At 61.8% G+C, this 18,512-nt stretch carries 15 protein-coding genes and 3 pseudogenes; 4 read left to right on the top strand and 14 right to left on the bottom strand.

Features of this window, described 5'->3' with window-relative positions:
• Positions 1-838: 838 nt before the first annotated feature.
• Positions 839-1,063, top strand: a pseudogene (locus J6525_RS43410) (ATP-dependent DNA ligase); the annotation flags it as partial.
• Positions 1,064-1,113: 50 nt separating this feature from the next.
• On the opposite strand, the gene J6525_RS43405 reads toward J6525_RS43410, so the two are convergent.
• Genes J6525_RS43405 through J6525_RS43390 form a run of 4 tightly spaced genes read right to left on the bottom strand, consistent with a single transcriptional unit; the run spans position 1,114 to position 3,806 of the window.
• The gene (locus J6525_RS43405; RefSeq protein WP_092090601.1) at positions 1,114-1,833 is read right to left on the bottom strand and encodes a hypothetical protein; all 720 of its coding nucleotides are present in this window, start codon (positions 1,831-1,833) and stop codon (positions 1,114-1,116) included.
• The gene (locus J6525_RS43400; protein ID WP_092090600.1) at positions 1,830-2,246 is read right to left on the bottom strand and encodes a phage holin family protein; all 417 of its coding nucleotides are present in this window, start codon (positions 2,244-2,246) and stop codon (positions 1,830-1,832) included. Before J6525_RS43400 ends, J6525_RS43405 begins: the two co-directional genes overlap by 4 nt.
• Positions 2,243-2,812 carry a hypothetical protein gene (locus J6525_RS43395; RefSeq protein WP_092090599.1) on the bottom strand — a complete coding sequence of 190 codons (570 nt, stop codon included), beginning with the start codon at positions 2,810-2,812 and terminating at the stop codon, positions 2,243-2,245. The genes J6525_RS43400 and J6525_RS43395 overlap by 4 nt, the downstream gene beginning before the upstream one ends.
• Before the next feature lie 10 nt (positions 2,813-2,822).
• A complete protein-coding gene (locus J6525_RS43390) occupies positions 2,823-3,806 on the bottom strand; it encodes a DUF3618 domain-containing protein (RefSeq protein ID WP_225649237.1) in 984 nt (327 codons plus the stop codon).
• A gap of 201 nt (positions 3,807-4,007) precedes the next feature.
• Between J6525_RS43390 and J6525_RS43385 the strand changes: the two genes are divergently transcribed.
• Positions 4,008-4,607, top strand: coding sequence for a DUF4118 domain-containing protein (locus J6525_RS43385; protein ID WP_225649236.1), 600 nt, complete (start codon positions 4,008-4,010; stop codon positions 4,605-4,607).
• Here J6525_RS43385 and J6525_RS43380 read toward each other — a convergent pair.
• From J6525_RS43380 to J6525_RS43335, 10 genes and pseudogenes are all read right to left on the bottom strand, one after another.
• Positions 4,565-4,798: a UxaA family hydrolase gene (locus J6525_RS43380; RefSeq protein ID WP_225649235.1), complete on the bottom strand. Its 234-nt coding sequence runs from the start codon at positions 4,796-4,798 to the stop codon at positions 4,565-4,567. The two genes, J6525_RS43385 and J6525_RS43380, sit on opposite strands and share 43 nt — an antisense overlap.
• Positions 4,799-4,937: 139 nt before the next feature.
• A complete protein-coding gene (locus J6525_RS43375; protein WP_225649234.1) occupies positions 4,938-6,260 on the bottom strand; it encodes an MFS transporter in 1,323 nt (440 codons plus the stop codon).
• A gap of 58 nt (positions 6,261-6,318) precedes the next feature.
• Positions 6,319-7,389 (bottom strand): Ldh family oxidoreductase, encoded by a 1,071-nt coding sequence (locus J6525_RS43370; RefSeq protein WP_225649233.1) that lies wholly within the window; start codon positions 7,387-7,389, stop codon positions 6,319-6,321.
• A 115-nt stretch (positions 7,390-7,504) separates the two neighbouring features.
• Complete coding sequence (locus J6525_RS43365; protein ID WP_225649232.1) at positions 7,505-8,617, bottom strand: enolase C-terminal domain-like protein; 1,113 nt, start codon at positions 8,615-8,617, stop codon at positions 7,505-7,507.
• 2 nt (positions 8,618-8,619) lie between these two features.
• Entirely contained in the window at positions 8,620-9,270 is a 651-nt protein-coding gene (locus J6525_RS43360) for an RraA family protein (RefSeq protein ID WP_225649231.1), read from the bottom strand.
• Positions 9,263-9,580, bottom strand: coding sequence for an L-rhamnose mutarotase (locus J6525_RS43355; protein WP_092090593.1), 318 nt, complete (start codon positions 9,578-9,580; stop codon positions 9,263-9,265). The genes J6525_RS43360 and J6525_RS43355 overlap by 8 nt, the downstream gene beginning before the upstream one ends.
• Before the next feature lie 104 nt (positions 9,581-9,684).
• A complete protein-coding gene (locus J6525_RS43350; RefSeq protein ID WP_225649230.1) occupies positions 9,685-11,199 on the bottom strand; it encodes a porin in 1,515 nt (504 codons plus the stop codon).
• Between the two features lie 455 nt (positions 11,200-11,654).
• Complete coding sequence (locus tag J6525_RS43345) at positions 11,655-13,445, bottom strand: chloride channel protein (protein WP_225649229.1); 1,791 nt, start codon at positions 13,443-13,445, stop codon at positions 11,655-11,657.
• 336 nt (positions 13,446-13,781) lie between these two features.
• Positions 13,782-14,257, bottom strand: a pseudogene (locus tag J6525_RS43340) (type VI secretion protein); the annotation flags it as partial.
• A gap of 2,137 nt (positions 14,258-16,394) precedes the next feature.
• Entirely contained in the window at positions 16,395-16,667 is a 273-nt protein-coding gene (locus J6525_RS43335; protein WP_225649228.1) for a DUF2285 domain-containing protein, read from the bottom strand.
• A gap of 206 nt (positions 16,668-16,873) precedes the next feature.
• Here J6525_RS43335 and J6525_RS43330 point away from each other — a divergent pair, with 206 nt between their 5' ends.
• The gene (locus J6525_RS43330; protein WP_309143752.1) at positions 16,874-17,122 is read left to right on the top strand and encodes a helix-turn-helix domain-containing protein; all 249 of its coding nucleotides are present in this window, start codon (positions 16,874-16,876) and stop codon (positions 17,120-17,122) included.
• 492 nt (positions 17,123-17,614) lie between these two features.
• A pseudogene (gene istA, locus J6525_RS43325) lies at positions 17,615-18,512 on the top strand (IS21 family transposase); the annotation flags it as partial.

The following is an 18,512-nucleotide window of genomic DNA, read 5'->3' as shown; positions in this document are numbered from 1 at the left end:
CAGCGACGCGGGAGATTAAGGCCACCCTGCGCAAGTGGCCTTGCATGGCTCCATTCCTACAGTGGGACAATTTCCCGTAGCATCCCGGTGCAAGGACAGCACATCGATTTGCTATCCCCTGCGTATGCCAAGCACCTTCACCCACAGGGGCGTCACGTTCGAAGTAAAACGCCTATATGATGATCAGTTCGAGATCATCATTGAGATCGGCGGAGAAACGACCCGCCATACCGTGCGCACACGATTGGCAGAACTAGCAAAGCGCCGGGCCGAGATGCTGATCGATCGTAAGCTGAAAACGAAAATTAGGCCTGTGTAGGCTGCCCCAATTGGCGGCCTCTAACAGAAAACGGCCCCAGCAAGTGTCCTGTCTGGACGGCGTAACAAGAAAGGGCCCAGCGGTGAAGCTGGGGCCAGTGTGTAGCTGGGCGTCTCAGTGCCTGTAGCGGTGCGGCACTGAACAGGGCGACCAATGCCAATGCTTGCGCTTCGTCCCTACTCATAAAAGAGACCCCAGCATCCGGATCATGCTGGGGCCAAGCTGGATCGCCGAGCCGCTCGCCAGGAAGCAACGGTCGTCGTTCTAGGGCTGAAAAAATACGAAATGAAAATTAGCTGCCCTGTTGCTCGGATCATCCCAAACGACGCTCCGGTCCGAAAATAAACCATGTGAATCCCGGCGAGACAATTTCCGCTTTTTCCCGAGACTTGACGCCGTCGTCGATGGGAGTTTGAATTAACTCCTCGGTCCTCTCCAGGCCGAGAACCCGGAGAAGCGCCACATCGGGGCCTCTGCTGCGGATTCGCAAAACCGGCAACACATACCCATGTGCCGGTCATGCCCAAATTCGAGTTCTGCCTGCCGACCGTTGGAAAGTTGGTTCCGGCCGGCCCGGAGTGGTTCCACGAGATCAAGTACGATGGCTACCGCCTGCGCGTCGAGCGCGACGGAGACCGCGTCCGGCTGATCACGAAGGGCGGCCATGACTGGACGAAGCGCTTCCCTTGGATTGTGAAGGCCGCGCTGAAGAACCGCCAGAAGCAGTTCGTGATTGACGGTGAGGCCATCGTCCTAGGCGAATCCGCAGCTTATGAGGCTTGGAACCGCCTCCTTTATGGCGACTTCACCTTTTCCCGTGCAGCATCCGCAGCATCGATGCCAGCCTGCTTCACCCGATCGACGGCCTCTGTGCCGACGTCGCCGAGCTCGGCCTTCAACGTATCGGAGGCTTCGCGTAGGCTTTGCGATACCGCGTCGGCGCGCGTGTTCAAATCAGCCTTGATATCGTCGCTGAGCTCGCCCACCCATTCGTTCTCGAGATCGAAAGTCCGGAACGCACCCGCGATGGCCGCACCGATTGCCAAGCCCACGGCGCCAAGGACGAGCGGTTGCCGATCAAGCACGTCGGCCAACGATGATTGCGCTTTCGTGAGAGCTTCTTTTCCAGGCATGCCGAGGTTCTCGCGCGCATAGGCGATACCTTCGTCGAACCGGTCCTTGATCTCGTCGGCCGCTCCCGACATGGCGTCTGAAGCCGCGCTACTGGCCTCGCGTACGGTTTCACCGAAGCCCGTAGCGTCGTCGTGATCCGTTTCAGGCGCGGTCGGTGGCGCGGCGGTCCGTTGGAGCTCGGAGGCGGCCGCGCGAACATTGCGCACGCCGAGATCGACGATCGGCGAAGCCGCCGCGGTCGCCGATCGCGCCGCGCTCTTCAGCTTCTCGTCGCCAGCCAACAGCCAGAACGCACCGCCTCCGATAAGTGCTGCGGCGAGGGGATTTTCCCGCACCGCGGTCACCAGACTGTCGAAAAAGCCCGCCTGCGTGCTGCTCATCTCACCATCCCCTTCACGATATCCTTGTCCTTATCGAGTTGCCGAATGGTCTCCCGCGGCACCAGGTTGCGGGCATCTAGCCGGTTGATGCCGATCGCGAACAGTACGGCCGCGATCATCACGGCCATGATCGCCGACGTCAAATAGGAGAGCGGCTGTGACCACCCTGCCCCAATCATTGCCGCCGATAAGGCGAACAGCGCCATCACCAGGGCTGGGATCACAAGGACGGCGCCGCCAACGATGAAGACCAGCGCGCCGCCGACCTTCTGAACTTTTTCGCCGAATTCGGCCTTGGCGAGATCCACCTCGTTCTGGAACAGCTTGGCGAACTGCGACAGCGCATCGCCGAGCAATGTCGAGATGGTTCGAAGATCGTTCTGACTCGTTTTGATATCGTTCTGGATGCTCATGACACGTTGCTTTGCTGCGAGGATGACGATTGTTCGCGCCGTTTCGAGGATGAAGACCGCCCGCCCGACGCCCTCAGGAAACGGACTGCCGCGAAACCGGCAAGGACCGAGATCCCCAGAAACGCGGCCGGCTGCCGCTTCGCAAAATCGGTGGCGCCGTCGACGAGGTCGCGGAAGCTTCCGTCACGGATTTTATCGGCCGCGTCATCGACATATTCGGCGGCGAAAGTCATGCCACGGGCAGCGAACGGCGCATCGCTCTCGAAGGCGCGCGCCGCTTCGCGAATGTTACCGGCAAGGCGTGCCATGAAGTTCGCGCCCGACCGCTGCTTGTCGCGCGCCTGGCCCTCGATCTGGTCCACCGTTCCGGAAGCCACGTCTTTGGCGGCATCAGCCGCCTCCTTGAACTTGTCGTTGGCGACATCGGTCGACGCTCGGACGGCATCGCCGGCGCGCTGCTTCACCTCGGCGCCGGCATCGGCCATCTGCTCCTTGAGGGTCTGCGAGGGGTCGGTATTCCGGTTCTGCGTGGAATTCGTCTCTTTACTCAGGTCTACATCGCTCATGATCGTTCTTTCAGGTGTTCGGGTTTGGGGAAGGACTGAAGGCCGCCCTGACGACGTCGTCGGCAGCCTCTTTGAGCCTGTCGGCCACGTTTTCCGTCATCCGGCCGGCATGCCCCCCGAGATCGGCCTCGCCGACGCTTCGCGCCGCCGCGTCGGCCGCTGACCTCGTCGCGTCCTTGGCCGCCTCGAAACCGGATTGTGCAGCCTCGCCCGCCGCTCGTTTCACGCTGTTGCTCGCCGGGCCCACCGCCTTGGCTTCGGCGCTGGTTTCGGGAAGAGCCGCGGCAAGGATGGCGCCGATCGCGATCCCAAGACCGCCGATCAAGGCGGCATTGTCGCCAATGACCTGACGGGCCTTCGCAGGCACCGTGGCCGCCGCGTTCTTGGCCGCGCCCGCTCTGTCCTTCACGGCATCCATGCCGCTCTTGAGCGTATCGCCGACGGTGCCGGCGGCCTGCGCCGCTCGCTTGCCAAGGTCGTCGGCCAGGGCGGCGGCGGCATCTTGCGCGTCGCCAGCCATATCGCCGGCCTGGTTTTGAGCCGAAGTCAGCCGGTTTCTCACGTCGCTGCTCAGCGCGTCGGCCCGGTCGGCGGCCTGATCCAGCATCTCTCCCGCCTTCTCCATCACCGGTGCAGCCGCTTCCGTGGCCCGGTCGCGCACCGTCTTCGAGGTCAGGGCAAGGCCAGCCCCGATCATCAGAAGGGGCACTGGAAAACCGCGCGCCAGGCGCAGCAGCGGGATTGCGACCGCAGTCCCCGCAGCGACCGCCTGCATCGGATTATCCATCGCTTGTTGCTTCAGCGCCTCGACCCAACTCTGGGTCTTGTTGCTGATGTAATCGGAAACTTCCGATCTGATGTGTTGCGGCGAGACCTTGTGGCGGAGGTCGTCAGCGGTATCCGATATCCGCTCCCTCAACCTATCGACCGTCACCGCGAGTTCGGCACGGCTGCGCTCGGACTGCCGCCTCAGCTCCTCCACTGATCGCGTCATGGCTTTACCCTCTTGGATTTTACCCTCTTGGATTTTTGTTCGGTTCTTTTGGGACGAACTCAAGCTTTGTTGAATCGTTCCTCAGAAGGCCCTGCGGCAAACAGCGTCCAGACTTTGGTCTAGGCTCAACAGTCCACGCGCCGGCCGAAGCGCTTGAAGCAAGCGACAGGAACGGGCCGACAAGCCGGTTCGTTGCTTTCCATGGACCGGCTCCTGCTTCGCTTCATGTCCGTCACGCCCAGATATCCCCTGTGGGCGCGGTACCTTTTGAGCCTCGGGCTCGTCGGGCTGGCATTTGTCGCCAAGCTCCTGCTGGACGATCAGTTGAGACCCTATCCGCTGGTGCTGTTCATCCCGGCCATTTTCCTGGCCTCTGTCATCTTCGATCGCGGTTCAGGCTTTCTGGCCACCGGCGCGAGCGCGGCGCTGGCGGCGCGATATTTTATCCCTCCGCCGCCGAGCGCCGCGATCCTGCCGCTCCTCATCTTCCTGGCGAGCGGGCTATGTCTTGCAGGGGTAACGGAAGCCTTGCGCGCAGCGCTCCAGAAGCACTCGGAGGCGAAGGCCTACGCGGACGTTCTCATGATGGAGTTGGCTCACCGGACCAGGAACGACCTCGCGACCATCATGTCGATCCTCCGTTTGCAGGCGCGGTCGGACCCTAATGCCGACGTGCAGGCGGCGATTACGTCCGCGCTGGCGTGGATCGAGGTCGTCGCGAAGATCCATGATCGCCTGCGCGACACGCCGGTTGTTTATCATGCGGGCTGGCCTGCAAATCCTCGCACGTTGTGGACGTGAACATGTTCGCCGCGCGCAATGTGCGCCGTCGCCGAACCGATCGGCACACCGTATTTGACGATCCTTTCGTCTAGCCCGATGCCGCAGCGGGCGATCTTGTGGCCAAGCGAGATCGTGATCGCGAGCGTTACCGCCACGCCATCGACAACTATGGTCTCCCCTGCAGCGACCTTGCCGCGTGCGACCAGCACATTGTCGGCGCTGGAAAGCAGCAGGAGCCGCGAGTCGCTCTGTTCAGGCTTGGCGTTCGCGCGCCACCCCCGTCATTAGGAACAAGCCTCAATCGACCCTCCATTTCGATCGTGGATCTGCATGACCCTTGCACCCGCGTCAGTCGCTGCCTCGCTCGTAGGACCGCGACCGAATGGCGATAACCGAAACGACGGTGATCGCGCAACAAGCCATCAGATAGGCAACGACCCACGTCGGCTTGCCATTGCCGGCGGCCACGAGCGCCGATGCCACGAACGGTGTCGGACCGGCGATCAGAAGAGCATTCAGTTCACGCGCCAGCGCGATGCCAGAGAAACGGTAGCGGGTCGGGAACAGGTTGGCGAGGAACGCGCCCTGCGCGCTGGCAAGCCCGCTATAGCCGATGCCGAAGCCGATGCTCAGAGCCAGCGTCGCCAGCACCACATTCTTCGTGCCGAGTATCGCGAACATTGGGAACGCGTACAACATTGTGAAAACGCCGCCGAAGAGATAGACTCGCGCATGGCCGACGCGGTCGGCGAGCGCACCAACAGGCGGCGTCAGCACGATGCCGGTCAGCGTCGCGATGATAACAGCCGTCAGCGCGTCCGTCCGGGCCATGCCCAGCGTGTTGGTCATGTAGCTCAGGCTGAACGCGCTGAGGATATACGCGTTCGCGTTGTGCCCAGTGATCGAAAGGAAGCCGCACACGACCTCTCGCGGGCTATTGCGGATAAGTTCGCCGACTGGCACCCGCGCTTCGCGGCGGTGGGCGGCGGCACGCTCCATCGCCACGACATATTCAGGCGTCTCGTCGAGGTTCTGGCGAATGTAGAGCGCGACGCCAATGAGGAGTGCCGAGACGAGGAACGGCACGCGCCACGCCCAGCCGAACAGGGTTTCTTCAGGCAGATAGGCAACAAGAAGGAAGAGCAGCGTCGCAAACATGATGCCGACGACAGTCGCCGACGACAGATAGGCAGTGAAATACGCCTTGCGATGAGCGGGGACGTATTCGGAGACGAGCGTCACGGCTCCCGCATATTCCGCACCAGCGCCGAAACCCTGCAGCAGGCGACAAATGACCAAGAGGATGGGAGCTAACACCCCAATCTGAGCATAGGTTGGCAAGAGACCCATCGCGACGGTGGACAGGCCCATCAGCGAGACCGTGAAGATGAGCGCGGGCTTACGCCCGAAGCGATCGCCGAAATGCGAAATCAGGATGCCGCCGAGCGGCCGGCTGAAGAAGCCGGCGGCGAACGTCGCAAACGCCGCCAGCACTCCCGCCGAGGCGGAGAACTGCGGGAAGAACAGTTTGTTGATGAACAAGCCCGACGCGGCGCCGTAAAGCGCATAGTCGAACCACTCGATAATCGTGCCGATGGTCGCCGCAGTCACGGCGCGTCTGATGTTGGCGCGCTCGGCGGGCGCCTTGTCTACCGCGATGGACATCGTCATGGGTGTTTCCTCAAATATGTTTTTCTTTGGATCGATCGGGTCTTGCTCGGCACCGGTCTCAAGGAATCGGATCCGGCATCGGCACCTCGAAGCGCCTCGCGCATTCCACTATTTCAGCGATGATGCTGGCTGACAGACGGACGCCGTCCCGAAGCTGCCACTCCCGCCGCGCAAGAGCGTGAGCGCCTGGCAGTTCGACACGTTCGAAGCCTTGCCGCGTCTGAGATGCGTGGCACATGCCGGCAAGCGCCGCTACTTGACGCCGGAAAGCGTCGGCCCCTCCGAATGCGGCGAGGTCGATGACGAGGATGAAAACCGCCGCACTCCAGCCGTCGGTTGCGTCAGCACGTCCCCGCCCGCTAAGGCAGCCCGTCAGCAGTTCTACGATGAGACCGAGGGAATAGCCCTTGTGGCCGGCCTCCAGACCGCCGAGAGGCAGAACCGTACCCGGCGGGATAACTGCCATGATGTTGGGATCGGTCGAGGGTTGGCCTTGGCTATCCATCAAAAAGGGGGGCGGCAGTTGCTCACCGCGCTGCCGATAGGCGGCGATCGCGCCGTTCGTCAACAGCGCGGTGGACATGTCGACCATCACCGGTCCATTGGTGGCGGGCGCGCCGAACGCCATCGGGTTCGACGTCAGAACCGGCGTTACCCCACCGAACGGCGCGACGCTGCTATGGCCGGGATCGGTCAGTGTCAGAAGCATCATGTAGCCGGCGTCAACTGCCGGCCTCAGATAGGCGCCGAGGCAGGCGGTATGGTGGCTGCGCTGGATGGCGATCGCCCCCATCCCGAACCGGGCCGCCCGCGCTTCTTGCGTCGCGCGCCGCAACAGCCAGGGCCCGGGAAGCTTGTGCCCATCCCAAGTCAGGCAGGCGCCGAAGTCATTGACGATTTCGGGTTCGCCCACAACAGACATGTCATCACTCTCAATCTCGCGCAGATAGAGAGGCAGGAGCGCCAGCCCATGGGTCGATTTCCCGAAGCAGTCGCCCTCGACCAGTACCGAGGCAATATCGGCCGCCCGGTCACGAGCAAGCCCGGCACGCTCGAGCAAAGCACTGGCGCAGGCTTCAAGGGCGCTGGCGCGGTAGCTTGCACCAGCAGCTTCCTGATCCGCGCTCATAATTTGACCGCGTGTCTTTTCGGGCAGAACGCAAGGATAGAGAAGGTCATGAACGTCTTCCCCAGTGTTGTTTGTGATTGTCAGACTCGAAAAGATTGCTCCCTCCGAGTCTCCCTCAGAGCTGCGCGACAGTGGCATTGTCGATCAAATCCCAATCAAGCTCGGCGCCGAGGCCTGGCTTTTCCGGCAATGTTGCGATGCCGCCTTCGACCGGCAGCGGAGACGCCAGCCCGAACTCGAATTTTTCGCGGGGGCAAAGCAGCTCAAAATAGCTGCAGTTCTTCACGGCTGCGCAGAGGTGAAGATTGACGAGTTCAAGCGGCTGGAAGATGGCCGAATGAATCTCGCAATTCATGTGGAAGCTTTCGGCAAGATGCGCGGTCTTCAGGACGCCGGTCACCCCACCGGCCCAGCTGACATCGGCGCGAACCGCATCGACGACGCGACCAGCGACACATTCGGCCACACTGTAGGGATGTTTGGCTAATACTTCAGTGCCAATGACCGGAATGTCGAGCGCCCGCGACAACTCGCGCAACGCAGAGAAGTTTTCATCCGGGATAGGCTCTTCGAGCCAGCGATAGTCAAGTCGTTCAAGAGCTCGCCCATAGCGTATCGCTTCGTCGAGCGTCATGAAGGCGACCGGGTCGCTCATCAACGTGAATTCGGGCCCTACCGCTGCGCGCACGGCGGCATGGATTTCAATATCCTCGCCGACGGACCGGCCTGGCGGATGCAGCTTGTACGCCGCATAGCCGCCAGCCTTGGCCGCAACCGCCTCGGCGACATAGTCGTCCGCGGTTTTCAGGAACATCGAACTCAAGTAAGTCGGCACCTCCGTCCGGCAGCCGCCAATGTAGCGATGCAGCGGCTGTCCGGCGGCTTCAGCGCCCAGCAGCCAAAGACAAACATCGGCCGGCCCGTAGGAATAGATCGGCAGATGGCTCCAGAAGCGGTCAACTTTCCGGAACTCGTGCCAGAGCGCCTCGCGGTCGAGCGCATTACGGCCAATCAGAAGTGGCTTCAATGCGGCCGCCGCAAGCTCGCCTGAGCCACGTGCAGAGCGGCCGGCAAAGCCGAACATCGAAGCCGAGAGCCCCTCTTCCGTCGTCAGTGTGTAGACGACGAATTCAAACCCATCTCGATTGCTGGTGCCGAGCAGCGTATCCTCAGCAAGGGACACCTCGCGGTGATGACAACAGCGTATGTCGACCGTGGCGATCCGCATGGTCAGAACTTGCCGTATGTCAGATAGGCCTCTCGCGGGTCCATCCCGTCGAGGATCGCCTTGCGCACCTTGTTTTCAGTGTTCATCTCGACGGCGGCCTCGTCGGTAACTGCCCCGACGAGTTCTTGCGGGACGCGGATGACGCCGTCACGGTCGCCGATCAGATAGTCGCCGGGCCGGATCAGCACGTCGCCGATGGTAATGGGCACGTCGAAGCCGCGCGGGAGCCAGCGGCCGACAACGTCGCGAGGCGTATGCCGGCGCCGCCAGCACTGGAAACCGATCTTGAGGATGAAGTTCACGTCGCGGATATTGCCGTCGATCACACAGCCGAGCACCCCCTTCTTCTGCAACGTTTCGGCCGACAATTCGCCCATTTGGGCTATGACGCGGTCGTTCGGCTGGCACACCCAGATGTGGCCGGGTTTAGCCTTGGACAATAGCCCGGTCCATTCAAGCAAGGTCTGGTGCGCTTCGGCGCGATCGTCGACGTGGCCCTCGATGGTGAAGACCGGCCCGCACAGCACCTTTTCCGGAACGAGCGGCGTGATCTCCGGCGGCAGCGTGAAGTCGGCGAGGCCACTGCCGCGCATGACGTCATGCACGACGCCAGTGTAGCAGCGCGACAAACGCTCGGTCAGCGATTCAGTCATGGTGTAATACCTCTTCCATCGTCGACCAATGCTCTCCCTCCGCGCGGCTCACGAGCGGCACCTGCATCGGGTCCGCAAGCGCCCACCATGCGCGGGTCCTTGGGTCGGCCGCCATCCGCGCGCTGTCGCCGGAGAAATCCTCGCCGTGATATTTCCAGTAGCCGAACAACAGGTTCTCCGGCATGCGCAGGAAGATCGTGCAGTTGCGGATGTTGTATTCGGAGATCCTGGCCAGGATCTCTGGCCAGGCGGCCCCATGCAGCCGCTTATACTCGGCGATACGCTCCGGTTTGATCGACGCGCATCGCACCGATCGCGTCCCAGTCCCAATCGATGCCGAGACCCGGCGCGTCGGACGCAGCCGCCAGCGGATGAGCCGCACCGCCTTTGGCGTACAACTAGTTTGTCAGAGCCTCACCAGGTGCGTTGAGCGCGGATCAGCAGCGTCAGAGCGTTCTGATCCTTAAGCTCATACACGGCGCCGGGCTTCGCGATAGCCGACTGCAGAGGCAGGGTCACCGTGCTTCCGCTCGCATACTTCTGGTCGAGCATGCTGTAAGCGAGGTCGGCCGAGAAGGTCAGGTTCTTGACCGGTGTCCAGCGCGTGATCACACCGACTACCCCGTAGTTGAAATCGGGGTTGCAACCGGCAACGCCGCTCGAGAGCGCTAGGCCTGCAACGAAGGCGCCGCAAATGTAGCCTTTAGCTGTGCCGTTATATCGGACAGCGGCCCAAGCACCATAGATACCCGTGTTCCAGTACGGATTCCAGTTGTGCGTATAGCCGCCCTGGACGCCGTAGGTCGTGGTCAGTTGCTGGCCGGAGCCAGCCACAAACACGGAGTCAGACAGACCTGCAAGGCCAACGCTCTGGTAAGCACCCGCCAAACCGGTGCCGCCGTACATCGCGTATGTGGTCGTCATCAGGTCCTGGAAGTTGTAACGGCTCGCACCGTTCGTATACACGCCAGACATGTTGATCGTGTCACCCGCGCCGGTGGGCAGATTCTTGATCGACAAGGCCAACTGAGCGGCCCAGCCCCACTTGTCGTCCGGATGGCCAGTCGTTTCGTCGGCGCCGTAGTAGGCGGCATGGTTGTCATGCGCGGCGACCGACGCCTGGAAGAGACCCCAAGCTTGATCAACGCGAACCATGGCGACAAGGTCAGGAGACCACGCGCCTCCGATGTCGTTCGCGCCGTAAGCTCCGGTCGCAAGTCCGGCGACCGTTGCACCGCTCACGTTCCAGATGTTGGTCGTATTATACTGAACTTGGTCCTGCGCGGAGATCGCAGCCGTGATGCCCTGGCCGAATTCAGCCGTGTAACTGAACTGGTTCACACCAGTAACCGAGCCGCCAGCACCGGGCAGACCGTCGAAGTTATTGGCCGGATAGTTGACCCAAGGCGAGGAGAACTGCGAGACCGCCTTGCCCATTGTGAAACCAGCGAACTGGATAAACGCGTAGTAGACACCGAGCGTACCACCAGCGACACCAGCTCCGCTGTAGGCAGTCGAGCCATTCACAGCCGTTGTGCCGGTACCTGCATAGCCACCCGACGTCCAAGTCAAGGCCCCATCGAAGAAGGTTCGGAGCACGCCGTATTCGGTCGCGGTGCGCGTATCGATGTTCAGGTCTTCACGGGCCTTGGTGGTATAGTAATTGCGGAGGCGGTTTTGCGCACCAGCGACACCAGTATTGGTAGTGTCGTGCAATGCGTTTGTATTCAATCCAACCTCGGCTCGCACATAACCACCGAGCTTGATGCAAGTATCGGTGCCGGGGATGTAGTAAAATCCAGCTCCGTACAAGGAGCAAATCTTCACGTACTCGACGGCCTTCGCTTTCACGGGAAGATCGGCTGCCTGCGCGCTGGCGCCCACAAACATGACCGCAGAACCGAGGACAAGACACTTTGTTAGTTCCATCGATGAACCTCCAAGCAAGAAAACATCGTTTCCGTCCTTCAAAGATCGGGACTGCACCCGTTAGGGCCGCAGCAACGCGGAGGGCCGCGACACAGCGTGATTTAGTACAGCGTGGGGAGCGCCACCCCGGACAAATCGGGGTCGATCCGACCAATTTGTGGTCGATCAATATCGTCGACGTATTTCGCAAGGAAAGAGCCGCAAGCCTGAGGAAATCGTGACTGGTTTCGCGCAAAGGATCGGGGGGACACCACATAGCGAGGGACACGTTCGCAGCGCCTGCCAGCCCGAGATCGAGAAACTCTGTGGTGGTCAGGAGCGAAGAGCCGGCCGTTGCCTGCGAAGCCAGGAGCCACTCGGCAAGCTGATCTGAGCACCGAGGCAAGTCCAGGACCAATTACGAGGCTTTCCTACTCGGCTTGCTGCCGGTCCGGTGGTCCCCTTGCTAAAACTGTTCACACTGCCCCGAGCACGCCGCCGGTTGCTCGGTCGATCTCTTCGAGATAGCGACGGCGCGCGAGCGACTCGGGCAAATAGCCGATCACCTTTCGGCTGTCGGCGGATTCGACCACGGCCAGAAGATCCGCCTCCGCCTTGTCGAACACGGCCATCGCGGTCTTCACGTTCATCTCGGGCAGCAGCACGTCGTCGAAATAGCGCGCGAGCTCCACCACCTGGATGTCGTCCGCGATGGTATCGAGTTCGACGGAATAAAGTTCTGGAAGCAGCACCAGTCCGCAATATTCGTCGGCGTCGTTGACGACCACGATCGCCTGCAGCGAGCTCAAGGGGAACTCGCGGCGGCAGGCCGCGATGGTCGAGGTCGATGGCGCCTTGGCGACGTCGCTGCGCATCATCCGCTCCACCGACAGGTTGCGCAGCCAGCCGACGTCGTTGGCACTTCGGATAGTCTCCCCGCGCAGGTGCAGGCGCCAGGTCGAGAACGAATGGCCGAAACTGAAGCGGACGCAGATGCTGGTGACGATGCAGCCAGCCAGCACGACGGCGGTGACGTCGACGCTGCGTGTCAACTCCAGCACCAGGAACGACATCGTCAGCGGACCGCCGACGATGGCGACGCCGAGCGTCGCCATGCCCGTGAGCATGCCGACCAAGGGATCAATTCCGAGCTTCGGGCTGGCGAGGATCACCAGCGCTGCGAACAATTTTCCGAGCAGGCTGCCGACGAACAGCGAGGCGAAAAAGAGACCGCCGCGGAAGCCGGATGCGAGCGAGATCATGCACGCGGCAAGCTTCAGCACGATGATCGTCGCAATGAGGCCCGCCGCCATCTCGTGGTGCATGTCGAGCACCATCGCGCCGTGGCCGGCGGCGAGCACCTGCGGCGTGACGAGCGCCAGCGCGCCGACGCAAATTCCGCCGATCGCCGGCCTGATCCAGAGCGGAAGCCAGGATTGTGTGAACATGCGCTCGAACAGAACGGAGCTTCGCATCACCAGAATTCCGACACCACCGGCGATCAACGCCAGCACGATGAGGGCGAGGTATTGCTCGACGCTGACCGTGCCGACGCGCGGAACTTCCAGCAAATAAGGCGAGCCACCGAACCATTGCGCGGCGAGCGCCCCCGACAGCGACGCGGCGAGAATGGGGGCTGCACTTGCCACCGAGTAAACGCCGACGATCAGCTCATAGGCATAAAACGCGCCGGTGATCGGGGCGCCGAACGCCGCCGCGATCGCGGCGGCCGCGCCGCAGCCGACGATCAGGCGGAGGTCGGTGCGCCGCAAATTGAGGAACTGGCCGAGCAGGGAGGCGACGCCCGAGCCGATCTGGGTGTAGCCCGCCTCGAGCCCGACCGACGCGCCGCAGCCATTGGAGATCAGGGTCTGGCTCGAGACCACGACGCTGTCGCGGAGCGAGAGATGTCCGCCGCGCAGCGCGTTGGCCTCGATCGGGTCGACCGCGCTCGATATCTTCAGGCGCCGCCGCGACCACTCCATGATCCCGAGCGCGAGCCCTCCGACCGCGGGGGCGCTCAGCGCCGCCCACGGGTTGATATGGTCATGGGCGCTGAGGCGGACGTCGATCGGGATCCCGTAGATCAGGACATGGGCGATCTGGGCGACCTCGCTCATCAGCGTGACAATGGCACCCGCCATGAGGCCTATCAGGAGCGCCAGCGGGATCAGGTAGAATTCGTTGCGACGCAAAAGCGCGCGCACCCGAACCAACAATTTGTTGGTTGCTCTTCGCAGGACAATGTGGCGGATCGCCAACACCATTCGGCTCTTGTAAGGTCCTAGCAGAGAAAGCTCAGCGGACCGGATGTGCGATGCCCATCGGGCTTCAGGCTGCTCCGCGAATCTGGACAGGTCAATGAGAATCAGAATTGCCCCTTCTGGGTGCAATTGCTGATGGACCGACCAAGCTGGTACTCGACACTGGCCCTGACGCCATATGGCCGAGCCAAATAGCATCCTCCGCGAACTGCATGCTGCCGGGAAGGAGTTGATCGGCCGGGTGATCGTCCTGACAGACGGTAAGGCAGGCGCCATCATCGCCGCTGGGTCCGGTGATCGATCACAGGTTGCCAGCCAGCCCGAGCCGCTAAGTATTGCCACCTGGCCCATCAGCTCGCGGGCGAAGGACTTGAGGCCTGCCATGGCGGCCGCGTCCTCGGCGACACGATGAAACGGAAGTGATGACGGTCGCTCGCACGCTCCGCGAGGGCACGGCCGTCGACGTCCTCGGTCTGCGGCCCGAATAGCCAAGCCTTGTCCGTGTCGTCGGCCCCCCTCGCGACGAAGATAATTGAGGTGGCGACGAACGATGCGGCGCGCGGTGTGACGGACGACGCGGGTCTTGATCACGACGAGGCACGAGCGCCCCGTCAACAGGTGGTTGGCCGGCACGCTGGCGATCCGGCCGCGCCCGAGGCGTGACCGGTTGCCAGTAATAATGCGGTCCGAACGGGGCACCTGCTCGCCGGCCCTCTGCGCGGCCGCGATCGCCTGCGCAATAAAGGGCCGTGTCCGCTGCGAAGTGGATGAGCAGATGCCGCCGGACTGGTTGCGGACTCGCGATCCTCAGCCATCGCCAACCTAAGCAATGTTTATTAGATCGTGGAGTGTCAGTGACTTGCGTGCAGCGCGCACATTGCTGCCCAGGCGAGCACCTTGTGCGGCAGGCGGAAAACTCCAAACAACACAACGAACCGACCGCGGCGCACATTGCGCCCTTTTATCTTGCCATCGCTCGGTCGTCTTTAAGCGTCCGGTCCCTGCACAACTCTTCCATAGTGTGTTCTCGTATCATTTCGGGTTCTCTGCTGCAGTGGAGGATCTCTGATGGCGCCTCGTCGTTCGTGGGCAAAGGCCAACTACCCCTACTGGTCGTCACACGTTGAGAGCTGGTACCGGAGCAACCAGGATGCGAAGGAATATTGCGGCCGGCGCAGGCTTTCGATGGCGACATTTGAGCGCTGGATTTGGTGAGCCCGGAAGATCTGCGCAAACGTGCAAAAAATGCGACGAAATTTACACCAAGCGACGGCAGACCGTCCGCCCAAGGAGCGGCAGCCGAAGCGACGCAAGAGGCCCACGCGCGATCGCTACAGCCTGCGCGCGGGCTGCAGTCCGATTGCGCTTCGAGCGTTCCGGAGCATGCATGTCGAGGCGATGAACTGGAGCGGCATCAAGCATGCCGAGTATGGCGCAGCGCTCGGTCTTTCGCCCGATTCGATGCGGATCTGGCGCGATCGGCTCGAAGACTCAGGCGACGAGATCGACTGGCGATGGTTGCTTCATCCGAGTGCCCGGGCTCAATCAAGCAGCGCTGCTAATTGCGCGCGACGCAGATACCGCTTGACGCCGGAAGCGGTGGACCGGCGGTCGAACCGGCGCCGGTTCGGCAACAGGCAGAAGCAGGTGATCGTGCAGCAGACGGAGAAGCCCGGCGTCAGCGTGGCGCAGGTTTGCGCGTGGGTTTGCACCCGCCGGCAGCACTCCGACCGCGGTGATGCGGCAGCTCGCCGCCGGCTGCGACGCCGTTTCTTCGCAAGAGCAGACCGCTGCAGAGCCTCAAAGCGAAGAGCAGCGGCACAACAGCCCAAACGCGCGCATCTCGACGGAGCCAAGCATGCCGTCGTGCTCGCGCCCTTCCAGGGTAAAGCTGCTGCACGCCGGTGGAGTGGCCGCCCTGGACCACTACCGCGCTCGCCAGCCCCGTAAATATTGGTCTGGAGGGAGGAATGGTCCCGCAATCTCGCGGCCATCCAGCGCATCATCGGACTGCCAGTTTATGAGAGAAAGTTCGCGCTCGCCGACCACGCGACAGCCATCCCATCTGAGCAACGGCCGGCTGCGCCCTAAGCGTTGCCTCTGCGTCAGACGGACGGTTCGGCTGCGCAGGTCGTGCGTTTTCCAGGCACGATCCGGGATAAGCTTCTCAGCGAACCGCGCTTCTGTGATGGCGCGATATGTGCTGCCGGCACTCTGCATCGCGCGCGCAAGGAGCCGCGCTCAACCGCTCGCGTCGCTGATAACTCGTAAACGGATGGACCTGGCGCACGCCCGCGCATGCCGCGCCAAGGTCGTCGGGCCGCGCACGCCCACGCGTCACATTCGCCGTCGAACGCCAACTTGACTACTTAATGAGCGTCACGGCTGGGCGGTTCTCTTGACCAGACACGGTGATCAACTGCGCCGATGCGCAGCACTACCTGGCAGCCGTCGCCTCCGCGGCGGACCTGGCCAGCCGCGAGATCGAGCAACGGACGAGACTCTGAGCCACTCCGGACGAGGGACGCGGTCACCGCGAGCGGCACGGTAGTTGGCAGCCCATCGAGCGCCCAAAAGATCGTCCGTTGCTTGAACAATCTCTCCGGGTCATGGGCGAAAGCAGATACCGCGTCTCCTCCTGAATACGGATGTCACTTCGCCACCTGGGCTGCCGCCGACCATCGCTTCATAGTCGCGCCGGTGTCCGCGTTACGACGAAGACATTCCCGAGCGATGTCGGAGATCTCAGCGTCCTGAAGGCTCTAGCAGAATTCCAGCAGCCGGTATTGCTTCCACCCGCATGCACGCAGCCAACAAGAATTGCGGTGCAACAATTGTGAACGAGCGAGTTGTAGGACGCCCTTAGTTTGGCAACACGTGATGCTTCTCGATAACCACGTTTTTGGCTGGAGAAGACGATTTCCAAGCCAGCGCGTTGGTCGACAAGCTCTTCTAACCTGCCTCCGCACCGCGCAAGAGACGGCCCCCTTCCGTCATCCACTTAGCGCGCGCAAGGTGACTCTGGTATGCGTTGCGCGCGCGGTCAGGGTCAACCTCGGGGTCGATATGCAACACGATTCGAACGACTTCCCTCCAGTCGGCGCCTTCACTTTCGGCCTGCAGCAGACGCAAATACGTGACGGCATGCTGACGGTCATAGGATGTAGCGGTTTGATCGCTGGGTGCAGTGTCCGCGACATCGGGGTTGAGCGGCGGTTTGGACATCGGAGGCTACGCCTTGCGAGGAAGAGACATGGGATGTGCGGCTTCAAATAAGCATCTTTGGCATGCCACGTGCTCTCGATGTCGTCGAAAGTGCACTTTCTGACTCGGGAACTCAGGCAGCCTAGTTTACCTCTGCGTTTAGGTCGAAAATACACCTAATTACATCTATAACTACCCTATTACTGGCGAATTTGCTAGGGCTGGCAATGGTGATCTGCATGATCACCGCAAGACAGATTAGGGCGGCCAGAGCCCTTCTAGGTTGGACCCAGCAGGACTTGGCAGACAAAGCGATCGTTGCCATTAACGCGATCGCACGGATTGAGAGGGGAAGTTCGGACCCTCGTGCGAGCACCACCAATGCAATCGAGGCTGCTCTTAGGAAAGCCGGGATTGAATTTATTTCCGCTGACTTAAAAGGCGAAGGGGTCCGACTTAGAAGTCCCAAGCTCTAATTTACTCTTGGTATCAGAAGGAGCCGACGGTCTTCGCCGCTTGGCTGCTCGATTTAAGGACGAGCATCATTGCGCAGTTACTGTCACGAACTGATGGAAGAAAAATGCTCTTTTCGCTTCCTTCAGTGCGCGCAAGAAGCGCAATTGGCCGACCTCATGAGCCGAGGCAGGAAAAAGCACTATGGATGGCCCAATCCAGATCATTCACCTACACAAAATCGAAAGCGCGGATCGGTATCTTTACCATTACACGAGAGCCGAGACGGCCATCGACTACATCCTCGCGAACGGCACGCTGAGAATGTCGCCGTTCACGGCAGTGAACGATGCGTGTTTCGGCAATTTCCGGACACCGATTTCGGTAATTCGCGGACAGCGATTTCAGTAATTCCGGGACAGGGATTCCGCTAAATCGCGGACAGTTGCGGGAGGTTGGTTTTCGGGAGCGCCGTTCAGGCAATGTTCTCTCTCAAGCTGAGTTTGAGAGGGGCAATGCCGAGGCGGAAGCAAGCGAAACGAACCACTGTGAAGGACCTACGATCGATCCTGAGGCTGACGTACGAGCAGGACCTGTCGGTTCGGGAGATCTCGGAACGACTGCAGACAGCAAGAGCTCGGTTGCCACCTACCTGCTGCGGGCACGCGAGGCGGGCTTAAGCTGGCCGTTACCGCCAATTTACGCGAGCGAGGCGGCGTTGCAGCGGGCTCTGTTCCGGCGGGTCGGGCGGCCTCCGCAGGACTTGAGCGAGCCTGAGTGGCCGCGGGTGGCGCAGGAGCTCAAGCGCAAGGGCGTGACGCTGACGCTGGCAGGAATACCGGACGGCGCATCCCGACGGCTATGGTTACACGTGGTTCTGCGAGAAGTTTGACGCCTATCGGCGCCGGGCGAACCCGACCTTCCGTCATCGCCACGCGGCGGGTGCAGTGATGCAGACCGACTATGCCGGTCCGACGGTGGAGGTGATCGATCCGCAAACCGGCGAGATCCGTCAGGCGCAGATATTTGTCGCGGTGCTCGGGGCCTCGTCGCTGACCTTCGCTATGGGGAGCTTCGGTCAGCGACTACCAGATTGGATCGAAGGCCAGACCCGGGCCTTGTCGTACTTCGGCGGAGTTCCCAAGGCGATCGTCTGCGACAATCTGAAGGCCGGGGTCGTCAAGGCGTTGTGGTTCGAACCGACGCTCAACCAAACCTTTGCGGCCATGGCCGAGCACTACGACACGACGATTTTGCCGACCCGCAGCAGGCGCGGTGCTGATTGTCGAGCGCTGGATTCTGGCACGGCTGCGCCATCGGCGGTTCTTCAACCTGACCGATCTCAATACTGCGATCGGCGGTTTGCTGGAGGAGCTGAACCATCGGCCGATGCGCCATATCGGCAAATCCCGC

This window comes from Bradyrhizobium australafricanum (assembly GCF_020329495.1).
Taxonomy (GTDB): Bacteria; Pseudomonadota; Alphaproteobacteria; order Rhizobiales; family Xanthobacteraceae; genus Bradyrhizobium; species Bradyrhizobium australafricanum.
The sequence above is the reverse complement of the archived record's forward strand: the minus strand, read 5'-3'. Positions and strand labels throughout refer to the sequence as shown.

Excerpts from the sequence above, each read along its gene's own strand:
- J6525_RS43390 (WP_225649237.1), bottom strand. The coding sequence starts at position 3,806 with ATGACGCGATCAGTGGAGGAGCTGAGGCGGCAGTCCGAGCGCAGCCGT.
- J6525_RS43395 (WP_092090599.1), bottom strand. The coding sequence starts at position 2,812 with ATGAGCGATGTAGACCTGAGTAAAGAGACGAATTCCACGCAGAACCGG.
- J6525_RS43350 (WP_225649230.1), bottom strand. The coding sequence starts at position 11,199 with ATGGAACTAACAAAGTGTCTTGTCCTCGGTTCTGCGGTCATGTTTGTG.
- J6525_RS43385 (WP_225649236.1), top strand. The coding sequence starts at position 4,008 with ATGGACCGGCTCCTGCTTCGCTTCATGTCCGTCACGCCCAGATATCCC.
- J6525_RS43365 (WP_225649232.1), bottom strand. The coding sequence starts at position 8,617 with ATGCGGATCGCCACGGTCGACATACGCTGTTGTCATCACCGCGAGGTG.
- J6525_RS43370 (WP_225649233.1), bottom strand. The coding sequence starts at position 7,389 with ATGAGCGCGGATCAGGAAGCTGCTGGTGCAAGCTACCGCGCCAGCGCC.
- J6525_RS43360 (WP_225649231.1), bottom strand. The coding sequence starts at position 9,270 with ATGACTGAATCGCTGACCGAGCGTTTGTCGCGCTGCTACACTGGCGTC.
- J6525_RS43330 (WP_309143752.1), top strand. The coding sequence starts at position 16,874 with ATGGTGATCTGCATGATCACCGCAAGACAGATTAGGGCGGCCAGAGCC.
- J6525_RS43335 (WP_225649228.1), bottom strand. The coding sequence starts at position 16,667 with ATGTCCAAACCGCCGCTCAACCCCGATGTCGCGGACACTGCACCCAGC.
- J6525_RS43345 (WP_225649229.1), bottom strand. The coding sequence starts at position 13,445 with ATGGTGTTGGCGATCCGCCACATTGTCCTGCGAAGAGCAACCAACAAA.
- J6525_RS43405 (WP_092090601.1), bottom strand. The coding sequence starts at position 1,833 with ATGAGCAGCACGCAGGCGGGCTTTTTCGACAGTCTGGTGACCGCGGTG.
- J6525_RS43400 (WP_092090600.1), bottom strand. The coding sequence starts at position 2,246 with ATGAGCATCCAGAACGATATCAAAACGAGTCAGAACGATCTTCGAACC.
- J6525_RS43375 (WP_225649234.1), bottom strand. The coding sequence starts at position 6,260 with ATGACGATGTCCATCGCGGTAGACAAGGCGCCCGCCGAGCGCGCCAAC.